A 19,339-nucleotide genomic window follows, 5' to 3' on the forward strand; every position below is an offset into this window, starting at 1 on the left:
TCCTTCGCCGTTGTTCGCCCGTGTGCAGAAACCGCTGATCGGGACGGGAAGCGGTTCGCTGTGAGCGAAGGTCCCCCATGAGGGGGATACGAATGTCCGCGGATCGTGGCACTCTGTCTTGTGGCCGATTGTCGGTCGGCATCCGTCTGCCGAGAAATCCGCCGCTTCATCCTTCCTAGAAAGTCCGCCTGTGCTGGGAAAAATCCTCCTCCGCTATCTCTCCCGATACCGATGGTTGCTGCTCGCGGTGCTGGTCTTCCAGCTCGCCAGCGTCGCAGCGACCCTCTACCTCCCGCGTCTGAACGCCGACATCATCGACAAGGGCGTCGCCCGCGGTGACACCGGCTACATCTGGAGCACCGGTCTGTTCATGCTCGCGGTCTCGCTGGGGCAGATCATCGCCTCGGTCACCGCGACGTACTTCGCCGCGCGCGCAGCGATGGGCGCCGGCCGTGACATCCGCGCCGACGTCTTCGGCAAGGTCAGCGGCTTCTCCGAGCGCGAGGTCTCGCAGTTCGGCGCCGGCTCGCTCATCACCCGCAACACGAACGACGTGCAGCAGGTGCAGATGCTGGCGATGATGGGCGCGACCATGCTCGTCACGGCGCCGCTCCTCGCGATCGGCGGCATCATCTTCGCCGTGCAGACGAACGTCGGCCTCAGCTGGCTCATCGCCGTGTCTGTGCCGCTGCTGCTGATCCTGGCCGCCCTCGTGATCGGGCGCATGGTCCCGTTGTTCCGCAGCTACCAGGGCAAGCTCGACAACGTCAACCGCATCATGCGCGAACAGCTCACCGGCGTGCGCGTCGTGCGGGCATTCGTGCGCGAGCGCATCGAGGAAGACCGCTTCCGCGGCGCCAACACCGACATCATGGTCGTCGGCCGCAAGGTGGGCTCGCTCTTCGTGCTGCTGTTCCCGCTGTTCATGCTCATCCTGAACGTCACGGTCGTCTCGGTCATCTGGTTCGGCGGCATCGAGGTCAACAACGGCACGGTGCAGGTGGGCACACTGTTCGCCTTCATGCAGTACATCGGCCAGATTATGGGCGGCGTCATCATGGCGAGCTTCATGGCGATGATGATCCCGCGCGCCGCGGTGTCGGCCGAGCGCATCGGCGAGGTTCTCGACTCCGAATCCACGCTGGTCCGCCCCGAGAACGGCGTCACCGAGTTCCCGGTCCCCGGATCCGTGGCGCTCGACGACGTCGAGTTCACCTACCCCGGTGCCGATTCCCCTGTGCTCACCGGCATCAGCTTCGCCGCGCAGCCGGGTGAGACCGTCGCGATCGTCGGCTCCACCGGCTCCGGAAAGACGACCCTCGTGTCGCTCATCCCGCGCCTGTTCGACGTCTCGGGCGGCTCCGTGCACGTCGGGGGCACCGATGTGCGCGAGGCCGACGTCGAGTCGCTGTGGGACAGCATCGGCCTGGTGCCGCAGCGTCCGTTCCTCTTCACCGGCACCGTCGCGTCGAACCTGCGCTACGGCCGGGAAGAGGCCACCGACGAAGAGCTGTGGCACGCGCTCGACATCGCACAGGGTCGCGACTTCGTCGAGGAGATGCCCGATGGTCTCGACTCCCGCATCGCCCAGGGCGGCACGAACGTCTCGGGTGGTCAGCGTCAGCGACTCGCGATCGCCCGCGCGATCGTGCACCAGCCGCAGATCCTGGTCTTCGACGACTCGTTCTCGGCCCTCGACCTCACGACGGACGCGCGATTGCGGCAGGCGTTGTGGCGGGAGCTCCCGCACGTGACGAAGATCGTGGTCGCCCAGCGCATCTCCACCATCACGGACGCGGACCGCATCGTCGTCCTCGACGGCGGAACCATGGTCGGCGTCGGCACGCACGAGGAACTGCTCGAGACGAGCGACACCTACCGAGAGATCGTCGAGTCGCAGCTGGGGGTGGACGCATGAGCGCGCAGGACAACAACGAGAAGCGCACGGCCAGACGCGGCCGCGGCAAGGCGGCAGCGCTCGTCGCCGAGGTCGAGCTGAGCGCCGAGGAGAAGTACGAGGCCGAGCTCGCCGAGCAGGCACGTCAGAACTCCGGCGACTGGGACAGCGTCGCGCCGGGCAAGGCCGACAACTTCGGTCCGAGTTTCGCGCGCATGATCGGGCTGCTGAAGCCCTCGGCCATCTGGTTCGTCTTCGTGTCGATCCTGGGTGCGATCGGCGTGGTCCTGACGGTCGCGGCGCCCAAGGTGCTCGCCGAGGCCACCAACCTCGTCTACAAGGGCTTCATCTCCATCCAGCTCGGACAGCCGACCGACGGGTTCCCCGGCTTCCCGGCCGGGACCTCGCAGGACGTCGTCGTCGAGGCGCTGCGGGCCGGTGGGCAGGACGACTTCGCGAACCAGGTCGGCGCGCTGGGCGACTTCACGGTCGGCCAGGGCATCGACTTCGACGCACTGCGTCTCGTCATCGCCGCGGTGCTCGGCATCTACGTGGCCGCGGCCTTCCTCACCTGGATCCAGGGCTACGTCATCAACGTGATCATGGTCCGCACCATGTGGCGGCTGCGCGAGTCGGTCGAGGCGAAGATCAACCGGCTGCCGCTGGCGTACTTCGACAAGGTGCAGCGCGGCGAGCTGATCTCACGCGTCACGAACGACATCGACAACATCACGCAGACGATGCAGCAGTCGCTCTCGGGAGCACTCACTTCGGTGCTCACCGTGATCGGCGTGCTCGTGATGATGTTCTCGATCTCGTGGCAGCTCGCGCTCGTCGCCCTCATCACGCTGCCGCTCATGGGCGTCATCTTCGGCATCATCGGACCGCGCTCGCAGAAGGCCTTCGGCACCCAGTGGCGCAAGGTCGGTCGCCTGAACGCCCGCGTCGAGGAGGCATTCTCCGGCCACGCGCTCGTGAAGGTCTTCGGCCGGGAGAAGGATGCGCTGGACAAGTTCCAGGTCGAGAACGAAGAGCTGTTCCAGGCGAGCTTCAAGGCACAGTTCCTCTCCGGCATCATCATGCCGGCGATGATGTTCGTCGGAAACCTCAGCTACGTGGGCATCGCGGTGCTCGGCGGTCTGATGGTCGCGAACGGCCAGCTCCGTCTCGGCGACGTGCAGGCATTCATCCAGTACTCGCAGCAGTTCACACAGCCCCTGTCCGAACTGGGTGGCATGGCCGCGGTCGTGCAGTCCGGCACGGCCTCCGCCGAGCGGGTCTTCGAACTGCTCGACGCCGAGGAGCAGGAGGCGGACGACGCCGATGCCCCCGAGCTGGTGGAGGGCAAGGGCGTCATAGAGTTCGAGAACGTCGCGTTCTCGTACACACCCGAGCGTCCGCTCATCCGCGACCTGTCATTCCGGGTGGAGCCGGGGCAGACCGTCGCCATCGTCGGTCCGACCGGTGCGGGAAAGACGACCTTGGTCAACCTGATCATGCGCTTCTACGAGCTCAGCGGCGGGCGCATCATGCTCGACGGCCAGGACATCGCCGAGGTGACCCGCGACGAACTGCGGTCGCGCACCGGCATGGTGCTCCAGGATCCGTGGCTGTTCGCCGGCAGCATCCGCGAGAACATCCGCTACGGTCGCTCCACCGCGACCGACGACGAGGTTCTCGCCGCCGCCAAGGCGACCTATGTCGATCGCTTCGTGCACGCCCTCCCCGAGGGCTACGACACGGTGCTCGACGAGGATGCCGCGAACGTGTCGGCGGGCGAGCGTCAGCTCATCACCATCGCGCGGGCATTCGTCGCGCAGCCGTCGATCCTCATCCTCGATGAGGCCACGTCGGCCGTCGACACCCGCACCGAACTGCTGCTGCAGCACGCGATGGCCGCGCTTCGTGAAGGACGCACGTCGTTCGTGATCGCGCACCGACTGTCGACCATCCGCGACGCCGACCTCATCCTGGTGATGGAGCACGGTGACATCGTGGAGAAGGGCACGCACGACGAGCTCATCGCCGCGCAGGGCGCCTACTGGCGTCTGTACCAGTCGCAGTTCGAGCAGGCGGCGACCGACATCGACGCCGAAGACGCCCTCACCGGCACGACGCCCGTCGTCGTCTCGGGCGATGCGAGCGATGCCGAAGGTGCAGGGGAGGAGGCTGCGGCCGCCGTTGCCGGAGCCTCGATCGGTGCTCAGCTGCCCGCTGCCGAGACGGCGGCAGCCCAGGCCCTGCTGGAAGACGGGGCCGACGGTTCGAGCCACCGTTCCTGAGCGTTCCCGCCCTCCGGCATCCGCACGACGACGCCCCACTCCGCTCACGCGGGGTGGGGCGTCGTCGTAGGCGGATCGCGTCGTCGCGGGCGCCGGCACAGCGCGCGTGACGAGGTGTCAGGAGCGGTCGGCCCTGATCCCGAGCAGCTCGAGCGGGTGGGTCAGACGCCACCACGGGCTCGGCCCCTCCACATCCTCGGCCAGCACCAGAGGCGTGGTGACGGTGTTGAGCGGACCGGTCGTCGTCAGCGTGCCCACGGCGTCGTCCTGTTCACGGTCTTCGCCGAGATCGAAGGCCGTCGCCGCGGTGGCGGTCGCCCCGTTCCACAGCACCACATCGGCATCGGTCTCGGTGATGACGTCGACCTCCTCCCCCCAGGGGGTCGTGACCTGACCGACCACGGTGTCCTTCGCGACGGCGGGCGGCTGCGCCTCCAGCGCCGCTTCCGCCTCCGCGAACAGGGAGCGGGTGAGAGCGAGTCGCTCATCGTTGCCGGCCTGGTTCAGCGCCGCGGCGAAGAGGTGCACGGTCGTGTCGCCGATGACGACGTCCTTCGCGGTGAGCAGGTTCCAGCCGACGAGCGTGCCGGTCTTGACGCCGACGACACCGGGATCGTCGAGCATCCCGTTCGTGTTGACGACGGTGCCGGCGCCCGGGAGGTCCACCGACTTGGTGCCGACGATCTCGGCGAACACCGGGTTCTGCATGGCACGCTCGCCGAGGGCGACCAGCGCCTCGGGGGTGGCCACATTACGCTCGTCGAAGCCGGACGGCGTCACCACGGTGATGCCGGTGAGGCCTCGTTCGCGCAGCCACACCTCGGCGGCCCGGGCGAATTCGCGATCGGACCCCCAGATCTCGCTCGCGAGCCGGTCGATGTAGTTGTTCGCCGATCCCATCAGCGTGCCCTGCAGGAGTTGATATTCGGTCAGCACCCCGCCGATCGGCACATCGAGTGCGGACTGGTCGCTGCGCCGGTAGTCCCAGTACTTCACGCTGTCGGCCCGGGTGAACGAGAACTCGGGCCCCTGTTCGCCCACCGCCAGCGGCATACGGTCGAGCACCATCAGGCTGCTCACGACCTTGGTGATGCTCGCGATGCTCACCGCATCGGGGATCGAGGCCGCAGTGGTCATGCCGGAGATGCCGACGGCGCCCGCGCCCTCGGTGGGCCAGGTGACGGTGGCTGCGGCAGCGGGCGTCGTCGCGAACTCGACGGACTGCACTGTCGGAGGTACCTCGTGCAGCGGCCAGAGCAGCGTGGTGCCGGCATACGCGGCGACGAGGCCCACGAGCGTGGCCAGCGGAACGAGGATGCCGGGACGGGCGATGGCCGGGCGCAGGCGTGCCCCGCGGAGCAGGCCGTTCGTCCGCTCGGCTTCCGACGTCTCGTCGAGAGTCGCGGTGGCGGTGTGGTCGGCCACCGTCGCGGGGTCCACCCAGGTCAGAGCGGTGGCGGTGGTGGTCTCGTCCGCCCACTGGGGGGTGGTCGCGTCGAGCGCGGCGAGGGGATCGTCGGCGTCTCCCGCGGCAGTCTCACGCGGAACGAATGGCGGTTTCGTCAGAGCGGGCGTGGCCGGTTCCGGGGCGACCACCGATTCCGGTGCGAGCGCGCGCGTCGACGTCTGCTCGGCCGTGAGCACCGAACCGCCCGACGCGGCATCGACGGAGCCGGAGGGGGCGGTGGTCGCGGGGCCGTCGTCACGGACGACGCCCGTCGCCTCGTCGGCGGGATCTGTTGCGGTCACTCGTTCACGGTACCCAATCCCGGGCGGGTTCCGCGGCGCACAGCCTTGTCGCCACGCGGGTGTCGCCAGCGGGTAGGATCTTCAGCACAACCACGGGAGTCCGGCGAGCCGGGCTGAGAGGGAGCGAATCGCGCTTCGACCGTCGAACCTGATCTGGGTCATGCCAGCGCAGGGAGGAGTTCAGATGAGTACGCCTACGTCCACATCCGCACAGCAGGCATCCGCCGATGCGAACGGGCTGCACCGCCCATCGATCTGGCGCTGGCGCGTCGTCGACATCGTCGTCGCCGCTGTCCTCGGCGTCGCGATCGGTCTCGTGTTCTGGGGATGGAACACCATCGGATACGCGTGGTTCGGCGCGGCCGACGCCCTGACACCGGGCCTCGGTGGCATCGCCGTCGGCATCTGGCTGCTCGGCGGTGTCGTCGGCGGTCTCGTGATCCGCAAGCCGGGGGCCGCGCTCGTGGTCGAACTGGTCGCCGCGATCGTGTCGATGCTGATCGGCAACGTGTGGGGTGTCTCGACCGTGTTGTCGGGCATCGTGCAGGGCCTCGGTGCAGAGATCATCTTCGCCCTGTTCTTCTACCGTCGTTTCGGGATCGCAGTCGCTGCGCTCGCCGGCGTCGGAGCCGCCGTGGCCGCCTGGGTGTTCGAGCTGTTCTACGGCAGCTCGCCGAACATCCTGAAGTCGGTCGAGTTCAACACGATCTATCTGATCAGCGTGGTCGTCTCCGGGGCGATCCTGGCCGGCGTGGTCGGTTGGCTGCTCGTACGCGCCCTCGCCGTCACCGGCGCCCTCAACCGCTTCGCCGTCGGGCGAGAGCACGTGCGCGAGGTCTGAGCGTGACCTTCGCCTCCCCGGCCCGCGTGCAGGCTACGGGCTGGGGCTGGCGGTACGCCGGTCGAAAGCGTCCCGCCGTCGCGGACGTCTCCTTCACGATCGAACCGGGCGAGCGGGTGCTCCTGCTCGGCGCCTCGGGTGCAGGGAAGTCGACGCTGCTCGCCGGCCTCGCCGGGGTCCTCGGCGATGACGACGAGGGGGAACGGACGGGGTCGTTGCGCATCGACGGTGCGGCCCCCGAGTCACGGCACGGTCAGGTCGGACTCGTCCTGCAGGACCCGGACGCCGGCATCGTGCTGTCGAAGGTCGGCGACGACGTCGCGTTCGGCTGCGAGAACCTGGGCGTCGCGGCGTCCGAGATCCCGGGTCGCGTCGCCGAGGCGCTCGACGCCGTCGGCCTCGATGTTCCGCTGCGACGCCCCACGAAGGCGCTCTCCGGCGGGCAGAAGCAGCGGCTGGTGCTGGCCGGTGTGCTCGCGATGCGACCGGGGCTGCTGCTGCTCGACGAGCCCACCGCGAACCTCGACCCGGAGGGGGTGCGGGAGGTGCGGGCGAGTGTCGAGCGCGCCGTCGAGACGACCGGCGCGACGCTCGTGGTCGTCGAGCACCGCACCCCGATCTGGGTCGATCTGATGACGCGCGTGATCGTGCTGGCGGCCGACGGAGGACTCCTCGCCGACGGTGCGCCCGCGCAGGTGTTCGCGGCCCACGGCGACGTGCTCGCCGATGCGGGGGTGTGGGTGCCCGACCGCGGCATCGACCTTCCGATGCTCGAACAGGTTCCTGCCTCCGATGCCCTCACGGCCTCCGCGCTCTCGATCGCGAGAGAGGCGGGCGTCGTCGTGCAGTCGGGGCTCGACCTGCGCGTGCCGCGTGCGAACGCGACCGTGATCACCGGGCCGAACGGCGCGGGCAAGTCGACGCTCGCACTCACCCTCGCCGGCCTCATCCCGGAGCAGGCCGGCGAAGTGCGTTCGGCGCCCGAGCTGGCGGGGCGCAAGGGCCCCCGCCCGATCCGCTGGTCCTCGCGTGAGCTGCTCACCCGCATCGGCATGGTCTTCCAGGAGCCGGAGCATCAGTTCCTCACGCAGACGCTGCGCGACGAGCTCGCCGTCGGCCCGCGAGCCCTCGGGTGGGACCGCGCGAAGACGGACGGCGTCGTCGAGGAACTGCTCGAGCGCCTCGGACTCGCGTCTCTCGCGCTCGCCAACCCGTTCACGCTCTCCGGCGGGCAGAAGCGTCGACTGTCCGTCGCGACCGTGCTGGCGGGAGCACCCGAGGTGATCGTGCTCGACGAGCCGACCTTCGGGCAGGACCGGCGTGGGTGGATCTCGCTCGTCGCGCTCCTGCAGGAGGAGATCGCGCGTGGTCGGTCGATCGTCGCGGTCACGCACGACGACGCCGTGATCCGACACCTGGGCGGGCATCGCATCGAACTGGGACGCGAAGGGGAGGCGACATCGTGACGGCGGTCGAGACCGCACGGACGGTATGGCTCGACGGTGTGAACCCGGTGACGAAGCTGGTGCTCGCCGTGCTGCTGTCGGTGCCGCTGTTCGCGTCCATCGACGTCACGAGTGCGCTGGCCGCGATCGTCCTGCAGCTGCTCTGCCTGCCGTTGACCCGACTGCGGCTGTCGACGGTGCTGAAGCGCCTGCTGCCGATCGCGATCTTCGCACCGATCGCCGGCGTGAGCATGCTGCTCTACGCCGAACCCGCAGGGCGGATCTACTGGACCTTCGGATTCGCCACGATCAGCGAGGATTCCATCACGCTCGCGATCGCGGTGAGCCTGCGCGTGATCGCGCTCGGACTGCCGACGATCCTGCTCTTCGGCGGCACCGACCCCACAGAGCTCGCCGATGCGCTGGCCCAGGTCGCGAAGCTCCCCAGTCGCTTCGTGCTCGGCATCCTCGCCGGCACCCGGATGCTGGGCCTGTTCCTCGACGACTGGCGCACCATGAGCCTGGCCCGTCGTGCACGGGGCGTGGGGGATCGGGGTGTGCTGCGACGATTCTTCTCGATGGCCTTCGTGCTGCTCGTGTTCGCGGTGCGGCGCGGGTCCACGCTGGCACTCGCGATGGAGGCGCGCGGCTTCGGCTCCGGCATCCCCCGCACCTGGTCGCGACCGTCCCGGTTGCACCCGCGCGATGCGGTGGCGCTGATCGGCGGCATCGCGATCATGGCCCTCGCCCTTGCCGCCGCCGTCCTCGTCGGGACCTTCCGATTCGTGTGGAGCTAGGGTCGGCTAGCTCCAACTCGGCTGGAAGTAGTGCTCCCGGTGCAGAGCACAGCGCTCGTTGAACGGGGCGGTGCAGCGAGGGCAGCCCGTCACCGCGAAGTACTCGGTGATCGTGAGCTCGTGTCCGCATGCGCCGCAGAGGATCGCCGCGGTGTCGTGCTGCTCGGGCGCCCACTGCTGCGCCGGATGCCCCGCAGACTCCTCGTGACAGCGGTGGCACGGGTAGTAGTCGCCGCAGCAGGCGAAGCGGATCGCGATGATGTCTGTCGGGCCCCGGTAGTGCACGCACCGGGTCATGTCGTCGACGACCGGGCCGAACACCGGCGGTCGACCGGCGGGCGGGGGCGCCACGCTCATGTCTCGTTCCAGAGCCGCCGGTAGTAGTCGAGGCGCTCGTAGTCGGGCTCGACCCCGTAGGCCTCGATGAGCGTGTCCTCCCAGCCGGAACCGAAGTTCCACATCGTGCTCATCGACGCCACGGCGATGTCGGCCCAGCGGTCGGCGACTCCGAGAGCTGCGAGATCGACGAACGCGGCGGGACGGCCGGCGGCGTCGAGAAGCGTGTTCGGCATGCAGGCATCGCCGTGGCACACCACCAAGCGGTCGATCGGTGGCGCCTGGTGCAGCTCGTCGGGCACGATCGTGCCGCGGTCGGCGGCGTTGGCGATCCGCCACTGCGTGCTCCACTCCCAGGGGCATTCGGCCACGGGCAGGGCGTCGTGCAGCGCCCGCAGGCCCGCGCCGACCGACCGTACCGCGGTCTCGGGCTGGTCGGCCCAGCGCGGGTCGACGGCACTGCTCGCGTCGAGTGCGACGGTGACGAGCCACTCGTGTGTCTGGTCCTGCCCCTGTTCGAGCACCTCGGGCACCGCGATCCAGGTGCGCGCCCACCTCATGCGCTCGGCTTCGTCGCGCATGTTCGCCTCGTCGTCGAGCGGCCCCCATTTGATGTAGCGGCCGTCGTCGGTGCGGAAGGTCAGCCCGCCGATCCCGTTGAGCCAGACCGGCACGAGCGCCGCACCGCGGGCGAGCTCGCGCACCCGCGTCGGCACGTCGAGGGAGGCGGAGGGGATGCTCATCCGTCCATCCTGCCCGACGGCGACGGGTGACGGCGGCGGTGGCGGGTGACGGCGACCGGTGCGGTTCATCGGCTCTCGTCGCGCAGGCCTTCGAGGTAGGCGTTGTAGGCGTCGAGCTCGGTCGTGCCGTGCGCATCGGCGTAGCGGTCATCGGCGGCGGCGCGGGCCGTGTCATCACGGAACCACCGATGCATCACGTACACGAGCATCAGCAGCGTCGGCGCCTCGCCGTAGGACCAGGCCAGACCGCCCGCCAGACGCTGGTCCTCGAGCGGATCCATCCCGAGGGCGAGGGTCGGGGCGACGAAGTGGTCGACGAGCATCGTCGTCGCCATCATCAGGAAGACCCCGAAGAACGCGTGCAGGGCGGCCTCGGCGAAGACGTCGAGTGCCCGCCCGCCGTGCCCGAGACGCACGGGGAGGGGATCGGAGCTCAGCACCGGGATCGCGAACAGGATGCCCACGATGAGGAACCCGACCTCCAGGGCGATGTGACCGCCGGAAGCAGCGAGGACGCGATCGGCGAGACCGGCCAGATACAGACCGTAGAACGCGATCAGGTACACCGGCAGGGCGATCCACGGGCTCAGGATCCATCGGGCGACGCGGCTGCGGAGTCCGCCGTGCGCGGCACGCAGCGCGGCGGCACCCAGCCCGTGGTGGGGCGTGGCACGCAGGAGCAGGGTGCCCGGTGATCCGAGCACCAGCAGGGGCGGGATCGCGATCATCAGCGTGAGCTGCTGGAACATGAACACCGACATCAGCGCGTAGCCGTATGCCTCGACCCCGAGACCGGTGACGGCCGCGAGCGCGAGGCAGCCCAGGAGGAACACGACCGTGCGCCAGACGGGCCACCGGCGGTGCTGCCGCCAGAGGCGGATCGCGCCGACGAGGTACGCCATGGCCAGCACGGCGGCGACCAGGGGCAGGAGGGGGAACGGGCCCGGTGCGGGCAGCACGAGGTCGGCGAAGGTCGGCGGCGCGTTCGGCATCCAGTTGTTCATCCGTTCGCGCCCTCTCGTTCGTCGTCCGGCCGGTCGCCGAAGGCCGCGTTCCGTGTCTGCGCACGGTGACGGACCCCGGCCCCGATGACGAGGACGACGCCTCCGATCGCGAGCGCGACGTCGGCGAGGTTCCCGATGAACCAGTTCCCGTACGCGAGGAAGTCGGTGACATGGCCGATGCCGAACCCGGGGGGAGCGAGCAGACGGTCCAGCACGTTCCCGATGGCGCCCCCGAGGATGAAACCCAACCCCCAGGCCCGCCACGTCGTGCGTGCGCGGACCGCGGCGACGAACAGGGCGGCGACGGCGCCCACGCCGACCACGGTCAGCACCCAGGTCGCCCCGGAGCCCAGCGACAGCACCGCCCCGGGGTTGTAGGCGAGCTGCAGGCCGAGCGCATCACCCAGAACGGGTATCCGTTCCGTCTGGCTGAGCCCGGCGATCGCGGCCGCTTTGGTGCTCTGGTCGATCAGGACGACGAGGCCGGCGATCACGAAGGCGACGGCGTACTTCGGGACGCTCTCACGCTTCATCGGACGGTCCCGTCTCCGCTGCCCGATCGCGTCTCCGCCGCGCGCGCCCCGCCAAGACCACCCCGGTCGCTCCGAGGGCGAGGAGGAAGCCGATCCCGACGAGGAAGACGGTCCCCAGGAATCCGAGGTCGTCGCGCTGCACCCTCCGCTCGCCGTTCTGCTGCTCGTGCGTCGTGCTGCTGGTCGGTGTCGGTGTGGGTGTGGGTGTGGGTGTGGGTGCGGGGGTCTGAGTCGTCGCGGGCGTATCCGCCTCTGAGGCGCCGACGATGCTGTGGGGCACGTGCGCGGCTGCCGACTCCCCGCCGACGAGCAGGATCAGGACGCTGAGCACCGCCCCCATGACGGTCGTGCCCACCGTGCGCCGCATCGTCCAGCCGATCGGGTTCGTCTGCGGACTCGGGCGTTGGGGAGCGCGCCGATCGGCGTTGTCCACGGGGCTTTTCATGGGTCTCCTTCGAGGGGTGAGAGCAGATTGTTCGAGAGGACGGAGCCTCGGATGGTGCCGCGCACGCAACGCACGGCTTCAGGAGTCGGGGGTCGCGCGGAGTCGACGCGAGAGGTCGACGCGAGATGTCTACTCAGGAGGTCGACAGGGATATCGAGGGGATGCCGCGGGGGAGGCCGGGTTGCGAGCGGCGGATGCGGTCGCGCGGGTGCGGCCGGCGGATCAGGTTCGGGAGAGGCCGAGCTGGAGGAGGGAGAGCGTTGTCGCGCGTGGGCGCGGGGGAGATGCAGACGATCGACGCAGAGCCTCGGATCCGGCTCGGAGTCGCGTGACCAGTGCCCGGCGGTGCGCTGCGCGTGTTCGCAGGAGCATCACGGCGAGCCCGCACAGCACGCCCAGAGCGCAGAGCGCAGCTCCGACGAGAGCGCTCGTCCCGCTGTCGGGTGCGGCGGTGACCTGCTCCTGGGCGGCTGCGGCCGCATGGTCGAATGCGTCGACGACTGCGGCGGTGAGGGAGGGGGCAGCGCCGTTCTCGTCCTGCGCCCCGTGGGTGGTCACGGCGAAGGCGAAGAGCAGCAGGAGCGCCAGGCTCGCCGTGGTAATGAGCCGCATTATCACCGGCGGGGCGACGATGCCCGCGGAACGGAGGATCCCGGGCGAGCGGCGCATTCTCGGGATCCTACCCGCATCGGTTATCGGGTTCCTTCGCGCGCGAGGCGGTGTCGTAGGCTCGCTCTCGACGCCGTACCTCGGCTCGTGGTGAAACCAAGAACCACGTAGGCTGGGACTGCGTTCCATCAATGCATGTCGCACGACGACGTTCGAAGGAGAACATCAGATGCAGATCAGCGGACAGGGTGCACTCGTCACCGGCGGAGCCTCGGGTCTCGGACTCGCCACGGCGCGCCGGCTCGTCGCCGCGGGAGCGCACGTCACGATCATCGACCTCGCCTCGTCGAAGGGTGCCGAGATCGCGGACGAACTCGGTGGGCTGTTCGTCGCGGCCGACGTCACGAACGCGGATGAGGTGCAGGCGGCCGTCGCAGCCGCGCAGTCCGCCGCTCCGCTGCGGGTGGTCGTGAACTGCGCCGGCATCGCGCCGCCCGCCAAGGTGCTCGACCGCGAAGGCAACCCGGCTGTGCTCGCCGACTTCGAGCGCGTGATCCGCATCAACCTCGTCGGCACGTTCAACGTCATCTCGCAGGCATCCGCCGTGATCGCGAAGAACGAGCTGCACGACGAGGAGCGCGGCGTCATCGTGAACACCGCGAGCGTCGCCGCGTTCGACGGTCAGATCGGCCAACCCGCCTACTCCGCATCCAAGGGCGGTGTGCACGCCATGACCCTCCCGGTGGCGCGCGAGCTCGCCCGCTACGGCATCAGGGTGTGCACGATCGCTCCGGGCATCATGGAGACCCCGATGCTGATGGGTCTTCCGCAGGCGGCACAGGACTCGCTCGGCCAGCAGGTGCCTTTCCCTTCGCGCCTCGGACGCCCCGACGAGTACGCCGCTCTCGTGCAGCAGATCGTCGAGAACGGCTACCTCAACGGCGAGACCATCCGCCTCGACGGTGCCATCCGCATGGCGCCGCGCTGACCCGCGGCACCCCTCAGAACCCGCGATCGAGAACCCAGGAGAACCCATGTCCCTTGCAGGCAAGACCATCTTGATGTCGGGCGGCAGCCGCGGCATCGGCCTCGCGATCGCGCTGAGGGCGGCTGCCGACGGTGCGAACATCGCGATGCTCGCGAAGACCGACACCCCGCATCCGAAGCTCGAAGGCACGATCCACACCGCGGCCGAGCAGATCCGCGCGGCCGGCGGCCAGGCTCTGCCGATCGTCGGCGACGTGCGCGACGACGACGACATCACCGAAGCGGTCATGAAGACGCAGGGCGAGTTCGGCGGCATCGACATCGTGATCAACAACGCCAGCGTCATCGACCTCTCGCGCTCGCTCGACCTGAACGCCAAGAAGTACGACCTGATGCAGGACGTCAACGTACGCGGCACGTTCATGCTCTCGCGCGCCGCCGTGCCGATCCTGAAGGATGCCGAGAACCCGCACATCCTCTCGCTGTCGCCGCCCCTCAACCCGACCCCGAAGTGGTTGGGCGCGCACACCGGATACACGCTCGCGAAGTTCGGCATGACCATGGCGACCCTCGGCCTCGCCGCCGAGTTCGCACGCGACGGGATCGCGGCCAACACCCTGTGGCCGCGCACCACGATCGCGACGGCGGCCGTGCAGAACCTCCTCGGTGGCGACAAGGTCATGGCTGCGAGTCGCACGCCCGACATCTATGCGGACGCCGCGTATGCCGTGCTGCTCAAGCCCGCGGCGTCGTACACCGGTCAGACGCTCATCGTCGAGGACGTGCTCGAGGCCGACGGTGTGACCGACTTCTCCGGCTATGCCGCGATCCCCGGCACTCCCGACAGCGCGCTCTTCCCCGACATCTTCCTCGACTGAGGTTCCCGCGGCCCCGGAGTCAGAGCGGGAGCAGATAGATGGGGTCAGATCAGCAGGTAGACCGCACCGACGATCGTGAGTGCGATCACGATGCGGTCGAACACACGCTGATTCATGCGACGGGCGACCCGCAACCCGAGGAGCGCGCCGACCACCACGAGCGGCGCGAGCACGGCATCCATCAGCAGTACCGGTGGCTCGAACAGCCCGAGGCCCGCGAGGAACGGCACCTTGATCACGTTGATGATGGCGAAGAACCACGCGGAGGTACCGAGGAACACCTGCACCGGGGTGCGGGTGGCCAGGAAGTACATCGACATGACGGGCCCGCCGGCGTTCGCGACCATGGTCGTGAAGCCGCCGAGCGTGCCGTAGGCGCCTGCGAGCAGGATGCCGCTGGAGGGCGGTGACACGGTATCCGCTCTGCTCTGCCGCCACCGGCGCCACAGCGTCACGGCGATCATGAGCAGCAGGATCACTCCGATCGCACGGCGCACCACACCATCGCCGGCGAGCGCGAGGAACGCGAATCCGACCAGCAGTCCCGCGATGACCGCGGGAGCGAGCCGCAGCAGCGTGGGCCAGTGCGCGTGCCGGCGGTAGGCGAACAGGGCGAACAGGTCGCCGACCATCAGGAGCAGCAGGGTCGCCGCGGTCGAGGTGCGGGCGGGCAGGACGGCCGCGAACAGCGCGATCGCCAGGATGCTCCCGCCCGGCAGTGCGGTCTTCGAGAGGCCGATGACCGCCGCCGCCACCGCGAGCGCCGCCCAGGCCCACGGGTCGAGGGCGATCACCGTTCGAGCTCGGCGACGATCGCGTCGTAGCCCCTGGCCTTCGCGAGGTCGACCGGGAGCACGCCGTCGCCGTCCGGGATGCCGCTGTCGGCCCCGCCGTCGAGGAGGGCACGAACCACGTCGACGTAGGTCGAGGATCCGTCGCCGAGCACGATCGCCTCGTGCAGCGCCGTCCAGTTCAGGTCGTTGATGTGGTTCGGGTCGACGCCGGCCTCGAGCAGGATCTCGATCGTCGCGAGCAGTCCGCGCTCGGACGCCGGGATCAGGGCCGTGCCGCCGAAGCGGTTGGTGCTCGCGAGGTCGGCGCCGTTGTCGAGGGTCAGACGGAGGATCTCGTCATGTCCGCGCGCGCCCGCGTACAGGTAGGCGGAGTCCTGGATGTCGTCTTTGGCGTTCACGTCTGCCCCCGCCTCGATCAGGGCCCGGGCCGCGTCGACGTGGTTCGCCTTGGTCGCCGCCACCAGGGCTGTCATCCCGCCGGATCCGCGCGCCTCGATGTCCGCGCCCTCGTCGATCGCCGTCTGCACGGCGATCGCGTCTCCGTCCTCAGCGGCGGCGAGCAGATCGCGAGTGGCTTCGGTCATGGCAGCCTCCTGGGTCGACGGGGAAGGATGCGGCGCTGCTGTGCAGGCCGTCACGGTCAGCAGGGCAACTGTGACGGCGCCGACGGCCAACATCCTTCGCGCACGCATGCATCCGGTATACCAAAAGATGCCGGACATCGGGTGATCAACCTCGCGCGGTGATCAGTCCCGTGTGGCGGTCAGCTCCGCGCGGCGGTGAGTGCCGTGGCGAATCGCGCGGCGCGCTGCTCGATGTCGGCCCAGTCGCCGTTCGCGATCGAGGTTCCGTTCGCCAGGTCTCCGCCCGCACCGACCGCGACCGCGCCGGCGGTGAACCAGGCGGCCAGGTTGTCGGGGTTCACGCCGCCGGTGGGCATGAGCGGGGCGTCGGGGAACGGTCCCCGCAGGGCGCCGAGGTAGGACGGGCCGCCGAGCGACGCCGGGAAGATCTTCACGACGTCGACGCCGAGCTCGAGCGCGCCCATGACCTCGGTCGGCGTCATCGCGCCGGTCATCACGACGCGGCCCGTGTCGAGCATGCTGCGCGTGAGGTGCGGCAGTGTGCCGGGGCTGACCAGGAACTCGGCTCCGGCATCCGCTGCGTGCTCGGCCTGTGCAGCGGTGGTCACAGTGCCCGCGCCGACGTAGGCGGCGTCGCCGTGGCGGGCGATGAGTTCGCGGATGACCGCCGGAGCGTCCGGGGTGGAGAAGGTCACCTCGATGCCGGTGACACCGCCGCGGATGATCGCCTCCGAGGCCTCGATGGCCAGTTCAGGGGAGGGGGCGCGGAGGACGGCGAGGATGCCGGTCGTGCGGGCGCGGTCGAGACGGTCGGACATGGGGCTCCTTCATCGGGCGGGCACGTCCATTCTCCCGGGCGCAGCCTGTAATGACAAGTTGGTCAGGACGCGTGGGTGTGCGGCCAGGCCTCAATCAGGTCCTTCGATTCCTTGAGTCCGAGTCCCGTGTGCTCGCGGAGCGCCTTGATCGCGGCGATGGCGGAACCCCCAGCGACCATCCGGTCGATCTCGGAGGCCACCGAAGCCGGCAGCGACGCACGCACGGACGAAGGGGTCGCGACCATCGGGGTGATCGACGAGCGCGTGGCCGTGGCGTTCGACACGGCGGCGAGGTGCGGCGCCGTGGTGCTGACCGACCAGTGGTCGATGCGGTCCTTCGCTTCCTTGAGGCCGACGCCCGAGTGGTCGCGGTACAGCTTGATGGCGTGGATCTTCTGCCCGGCCCCGACGAGCCGGTCGATCTCGGCGATCACGCTCGGCGTCAAACCGGAGACGGCCGTCGACGCCGACGAAGCGGGAGCCGTGCGCGCGGTCGTCGGCGACGGGGTGAACACCTGCGGCTCTGGCAGCTTGGGGCGCATGCCGCGGACCGCGACGGCGAGGATCGCCACGACGACGATCAGGCCGACGACGATCGCGATGATCCACAGCACGGCATCCATGGGCTCAGTCTAGAGAGGTCACCGCCCGCGCCCCAGGGCCTTCCCATCCGCCACCGCGTACCCTGGAGGGTATGACCGAGACTCCCCGCACGCGCGAGACGCGCCCCGCAGCATCCGCGTCCGCCCCGCAGGGACGCCCCGCCCAGGGGAAGGTGCGCGAGACCAGGAAGCCACAGGTGCGCCCTGCCACCGAGGGATGGACCCAGCAGAAGGACGCCGAGGGGCGTCCACTGCTGCAGTTCGCGAGCCCCAAGCGCGGCAAGCCGCCGGTGCACCTGGCTGACCTCACGCCGGCCGAGCGCGTCGAGAAGGTGAAAGAGCTCGGCCTGCCCGGCTTCCGTGCCAAGCAGCTGTCGACGCACTACTTCCGTCACTACACGTCGGACCCCGAGCAGATGACCGACCTCCCGGCCGACACCCGCGAGCAGCTCGTCGCCGGGATGCTCCCGCCGCTGCTCACCGAGGTCCGCCGCCTCGAGACCGACCGCGGCGACACGATCAAGTTCCTGTGGCGCCTGCACGACGGCGCCCTGGTCGAGTCGGTTCTCATGCGCTACCCCGGCCGCATCACGCTGTGCGTGTCGAGCCAGGCCGGCTGCGGCATGAACTGCCCGTTCTGCGCGACCGGCCAGGCGGGCCTGACCCGCAACATGTCGACCGCCGAGATCATCGAACAGATCGTGCGCGCCAACCGGCTCATCGCCGAGGGCGGTCTGGGCGGCAAGAAGTCCGACGACCACAGCATGGAGCGCGTCTCGAACATCGTCTTCATGGGGATGGGCGAGCCGCTCGCCAACTACAAGCGCGTGATGGATGCGGTGCGCTCGATGGTCGCTCCGCAGCCGGACGGGCTCGGGATGAGCGCCCGCGGCATCACGGTCTCGACGGTGGGCCTGGTGCCCGCGATCAAGAAGCTCGCCGACGAGAACATCCCGGTGACCTTCGCGCTGTCGCTGCACGCCCCCGACGACCGCCTGCGTGACGAGCTCATCCCGGTGAATTCGCGCTGGAAGGTCGACGAGGCCCTCGACGCCGCCTACGACTATTACGCCAAGACCGGTCGCCGCGTCTCGATCGAGTACGCCCTGATCAAGGACATGAACGATCACGCCTGGCGTGCCGATCTGCTGGCGGAGAAGCTCAACCAGCGTGGACGCGGCTGGGTGCACGTGAACCCGATCCCGCTGAATCCCACGCCGGGCTCGATCTGGACGGCGTCGGAGAAAGACGTCACAAACGAGTTCGTGCGCAGGCTCAACGACGCCGGCATCCCGACGACTCTCCGCGACACCCGCGGCAAGGAGATCGACGGCGCCTGCGGTCAGCTGGTCGCCACGACCGAGGATGAGGCCGCCTCCGCCGCGATGGCCTGAGGCCGGCCGGCACGGCGGGCGTCGACGGCGCCGAGGTGCTCGGCGCGGTCGAGCCACCGGGAGATCGTGGTCTCGCTCGCATCCTTCACGCCGAGCATGCAATGGGTGCGCACCGAGCGGATCCCGCAGAAGCGCATCGTGCCTCGGGCGACGTGGGTCTGGGCGGGCAGCCCCGTGAAGGGTGTGAAGTACCAGGGCGTGTCCGCGAGCAGCAGCAGCCTGCCCCGTCGCGCGGGCAGCAGTCCCTCGACGAGCCCGAGCTTCGTGTAGCGGTACTCCTGCTGCGGCAGCAGGGCGCGGTCGAAGAAGCCCTTGAGCAGCGCGGGCACCGACCCCCACCACAGCGGCGTCGCGATGACGATCGTGTCGGCGTCCTGCAGCGCGCGCTTCGCCTCGACGAGGTCGGGCTCGAGCGTCATGCGCTCGCGGTAGCCGAAGCGCAGGTTCGGGTCGAAGCCGAGGTCGCGGAGGGCGAGCACACGGGCGTCGCCGTGCCCTGCGGCGTAGCGCTGGGCGAGAGCGGCGGTCAGGGAGCGGGCGTCGGGGTGGCCGTCGATCACGAGAGCGGGCATTTCCGGTTCCTATCTGGACAGTGTCAAGC

At 69.5% G+C, this 19,339-nt stretch carries 20 protein-coding genes and 1 riboswitch; of the genes, 8 read left to right on the plus strand and 12 right to left on the minus strand.

Going from position 1 to position 19,339, the window contains the following annotated elements; genetic code table 11:
• Positions 1–190: 190 nt before the first annotated feature.
• A complete protein-coding gene (locus L687_RS23680) occupies positions 191–1,918 on the plus strand; it encodes an ABC transporter ATP-binding protein (RefSeq protein WP_029258535.1) in 1,728 nt (575 codons plus the stop codon).
• Positions 1,915–4,179, plus strand: coding sequence for an ABC transporter ATP-binding protein (locus tag L687_RS23685; protein WP_021198278.1), 2,265 nt, complete (start codon positions 1,915–1,917; stop codon positions 4,177–4,179). Before L687_RS23680 ends, L687_RS23685 begins: the two co-directional genes overlap by 4 nt.
• 117 nt (positions 4,180–4,296) lie before the next feature.
• On the opposite strand, the gene L687_RS23690 is transcribed toward L687_RS23685, so the two are convergent.
• The gene (locus L687_RS23690; RefSeq protein WP_021198279.1) at positions 4,297–5,928 is read right to left on the minus strand and encodes a D-alanyl-D-alanine carboxypeptidase family protein; all 1,632 of its coding nucleotides are present in this window, start codon (positions 5,926–5,928) and stop codon (positions 4,297–4,299) included.
• An 82-nt stretch (positions 5,929–6,010) separates the two neighbouring features.
• Positions 6,011–6,120, plus strand: a riboswitch (TPP riboswitch).
• On the opposite strand from L687_RS23690, the gene L687_RS23695 reads away from it, so the two are divergent.
• The 3 genes from L687_RS23695 to L687_RS23705 all read left to right on the plus strand — a co-directional run bounded on the left by L687_RS23695 (position 6,113) and on the right by L687_RS23705 (position 9,011).
• On the plus strand, positions 6,113–6,769 hold the full coding sequence (locus L687_RS23695) for an ECF transporter S component (RefSeq protein WP_021198280.1): 657 nt from the start codon (positions 6,113–6,115) through the stop codon (positions 6,767–6,769). Its footprint overlaps the riboswitch before it by 8 nt.
• Positions 6,766–8,235, plus strand: coding sequence for an ABC transporter ATP-binding protein (locus tag L687_RS23700; RefSeq protein WP_031206669.1), 1,470 nt, complete (start codon positions 6,766–6,768; stop codon positions 8,233–8,235). The genes L687_RS23695 and L687_RS23700 overlap by 4 nt, the downstream gene beginning before the upstream one ends.
• A complete protein-coding gene (locus L687_RS23705) occupies positions 8,232–9,011 on the plus strand; it encodes an energy-coupling factor transporter transmembrane component T family protein (RefSeq protein ID WP_021198282.1) in 780 nt (259 codons plus the stop codon). The genes L687_RS23700 and L687_RS23705 overlap by 4 nt, the downstream gene beginning before the upstream one ends.
• A 6-nt stretch (positions 9,012–9,017) precedes the next feature.
• Here the strand turns inward: L687_RS23705 and L687_RS23710 are convergent, their stop codons facing one another.
• The 6 genes from L687_RS23710 to L687_RS23735 all read right to left on the minus strand — a co-directional run bounded on the left by L687_RS23710 (position 9,018) and on the right by L687_RS23735 (position 12,741).
• Positions 9,018–9,368, minus strand: a complete 351-nt coding sequence (locus tag L687_RS23710) for a CHY zinc finger protein (protein ID WP_021198283.1) — start codon at positions 9,366–9,368, stop codon at positions 9,018–9,020.
• On the minus strand, positions 9,365–10,090 hold the full coding sequence (locus L687_RS23715; protein ID WP_021198284.1) for an aminoglycoside 3'-phosphotransferase: 726 nt from the start codon (positions 10,088–10,090) through the stop codon (positions 9,365–9,367). Before L687_RS23715 ends, L687_RS23710 begins: the two co-directional genes overlap by 4 nt.
• 65 nt (positions 10,091–10,155) lie before the next feature.
• Positions 10,156–11,094, minus strand: a complete 939-nt coding sequence (locus L687_RS23720; RefSeq protein WP_021198285.1) for a cytochrome c oxidase assembly protein — start codon at positions 11,092–11,094, stop codon at positions 10,156–10,158.
• A complete protein-coding gene (locus tag L687_RS23725) occupies positions 11,091–11,627 on the minus strand; it encodes a signal peptidase II (RefSeq protein ID WP_021198286.1) in 537 nt (178 codons plus the stop codon). The genes L687_RS23720 and L687_RS23725 overlap by 4 nt, the downstream gene beginning before the upstream one ends.
• Positions 11,617–12,072, minus strand: coding sequence for a hypothetical protein (locus L687_RS23730; protein ID WP_152525837.1), 456 nt, complete (start codon positions 12,070–12,072; stop codon positions 11,617–11,619). The genes L687_RS23725 and L687_RS23730 overlap by 11 nt, the downstream gene beginning before the upstream one ends.
• A 222-nt stretch (positions 12,073–12,294) precedes the next feature.
• Positions 12,295–12,741 (minus strand): hypothetical protein, encoded by a 447-nt coding sequence (locus L687_RS23735; protein ID WP_021198288.1) that lies wholly within the window; start codon positions 12,739–12,741, stop codon positions 12,295–12,297.
• Positions 12,742–12,910: 169 nt separating this feature from the next.
• Here L687_RS23735 and L687_RS23740 point away from each other — a divergent pair, with 169 nt between their 5' ends.
• The gene (locus L687_RS23740; RefSeq protein WP_021198289.1) at positions 12,911–13,669 is read left to right on the plus strand and encodes an SDR family NAD(P)-dependent oxidoreductase; all 759 of its coding nucleotides are present in this window, start codon (positions 12,911–12,913) and stop codon (positions 13,667–13,669) included.
• 46 nt (positions 13,670–13,715) lie between these two features.
• Positions 13,716–14,546: an SDR family oxidoreductase gene (locus L687_RS23745; protein WP_021198290.1), complete on the plus strand. Its 831-nt coding sequence runs from the start codon at positions 13,716–13,718 to the stop codon at positions 14,544–14,546.
• A 44-nt stretch (positions 14,547–14,590) separates the two neighbouring features.
• Here the strand turns inward: L687_RS23745 and L687_RS23750 are convergent, their stop codons facing one another.
• The 4 genes from L687_RS23750 to L687_RS43300 form a co-directional block, all read right to left on the minus strand.
• On the minus strand, positions 14,591–15,340 hold the full coding sequence (locus tag L687_RS23750; RefSeq protein WP_021198291.1) for a sulfite exporter TauE/SafE family protein: 750 nt from the start codon (positions 15,338–15,340) through the stop codon (positions 14,591–14,593).
• A complete protein-coding gene (locus L687_RS23755) occupies positions 15,337–15,924 on the minus strand; it encodes an ankyrin repeat domain-containing protein (protein ID WP_021198292.1) in 588 nt (195 codons plus the stop codon). Before L687_RS23755 ends, L687_RS23750 begins: the two co-directional genes overlap by 4 nt.
• 179 nt (positions 15,925–16,103) lie before the next feature.
• Positions 16,104–16,742, minus strand: coding sequence for a bifunctional 4-hydroxy-2-oxoglutarate aldolase/2-dehydro-3-deoxy-phosphogluconate aldolase (locus tag L687_RS23760; protein ID WP_021198293.1), 639 nt, complete (start codon positions 16,740–16,742; stop codon positions 16,104–16,106).
• Between the two features lie 62 nt (positions 16,743–16,804).
• A complete protein-coding gene (locus L687_RS43300) occupies positions 16,805–17,365 on the minus strand; it encodes a ribosomal protein L7/L12 (protein WP_021198294.1) in 561 nt (186 codons plus the stop codon).
• 71 nt (positions 17,366–17,436) lie between these two features.
• On the opposite strand from L687_RS43300, the gene rlmN reads away from it, so the two are divergent.
• Positions 17,437–18,738 carry a 23S rRNA (adenine(2503)-C(2))-methyltransferase RlmN gene (gene rlmN, locus L687_RS23770; RefSeq protein ID WP_021198295.1) on the plus strand — a complete coding sequence of 434 codons (1,302 nt, stop codon included), beginning with the start codon at positions 17,437–17,439 and terminating at the stop codon, positions 18,736–18,738.
• Here the strand turns inward: rlmN and L687_RS23775 are convergent.
• On the minus strand, positions 18,687–19,310 hold the full coding sequence (locus L687_RS23775) for an NAD(P)H-dependent oxidoreductase (RefSeq protein WP_021198296.1): 624 nt from the start codon (positions 19,308–19,310) through the stop codon (positions 18,687–18,689). The genes rlmN and L687_RS23775 overlap by 52 nt on opposite strands.
• Between the last annotated feature and the right edge of the window lie 29 nt (positions 19,311–19,339).

The organism is Microbacterium maritypicum MF109, assembly GCF_000455825.1.
In the GTDB taxonomy this organism is placed as follows: Bacteria; Actinomycetota; Actinomycetes; order Actinomycetales; family Microbacteriaceae; genus Microbacterium; species Microbacterium maritypicum_A.

Excerpts from the sequence above, each read along its gene's own strand:
- L687_RS23735 (WP_021198288.1), bottom strand. The coding sequence starts at position 12,741 with ATGCGCCGCTCGCCCGGGATCCTCCGTTCCGCGGGCATCGTCGCCCCG.
- L687_RS23710 (WP_021198283.1), bottom strand. The coding sequence starts at position 9,368 with ATGAGCGTGGCGCCCCCGCCCGCCGGTCGACCGCCGGTGTTCGGCCCG.
- L687_RS23740 (WP_021198289.1), top strand. The coding sequence starts at position 12,911 with ATGCAGATCAGCGGACAGGGTGCACTCGTCACCGGCGGAGCCTCGGGT.
- L687_RS23755 (WP_021198292.1), bottom strand. The coding sequence starts at position 15,924 with ATGACCGAAGCCACTCGCGATCTGCTCGCCGCCGCTGAGGACGGAGAC.
- rlmN (WP_021198295.1), top strand. The coding sequence starts at position 17,437 with ATGACCGAGACTCCCCGCACGCGCGAGACGCGCCCCGCAGCATCCGCG.
- L687_RS23775 (WP_021198296.1), bottom strand. The coding sequence starts at position 19,310 with ATGCCCGCTCTCGTGATCGACGGCCACCCCGACGCCCGCTCCCTGACC.
- L687_RS23725 (WP_021198286.1), bottom strand. The coding sequence starts at position 11,627 with ATGAAGCGTGAGAGCGTCCCGAAGTACGCCGTCGCCTTCGTGATCGCC.
- L687_RS23720 (WP_021198285.1), bottom strand. The coding sequence starts at position 11,094 with ATGAACAACTGGATGCCGAACGCGCCGCCGACCTTCGCCGACCTCGTG.
- L687_RS23715 (WP_021198284.1), bottom strand. The coding sequence starts at position 10,090 with ATGAGCATCCCCTCCGCCTCCCTCGACGTGCCGACGCGGGTGCGCGAG.
- L687_RS23695 (WP_021198280.1), top strand. The coding sequence starts at position 6,113 with ATGAGTACGCCTACGTCCACATCCGCACAGCAGGCATCCGCCGATGCG.
- L687_RS23745 (WP_021198290.1), top strand. The coding sequence starts at position 13,716 with ATGTCCCTTGCAGGCAAGACCATCTTGATGTCGGGCGGCAGCCGCGGC.
- L687_RS23685 (WP_021198278.1), top strand. The coding sequence starts at position 1,915 with ATGAGCGCGCAGGACAACAACGAGAAGCGCACGGCCAGACGCGGCCGC.
- L687_RS43300 (WP_021198294.1), bottom strand. The coding sequence starts at position 17,365 with ATGGATGCCGTGCTGTGGATCATCGCGATCGTCGTCGGCCTGATCGTC.
- L687_RS23760 (WP_021198293.1), bottom strand. The coding sequence starts at position 16,742 with ATGTCCGACCGTCTCGACCGCGCCCGCACGACCGGCATCCTCGCCGTC.
- L687_RS23730 (WP_152525837.1), bottom strand. The coding sequence starts at position 12,072 with ATGAAAAGCCCCGTGGACAACGCCGATCGGCGCGCTCCCCAACGCCCG.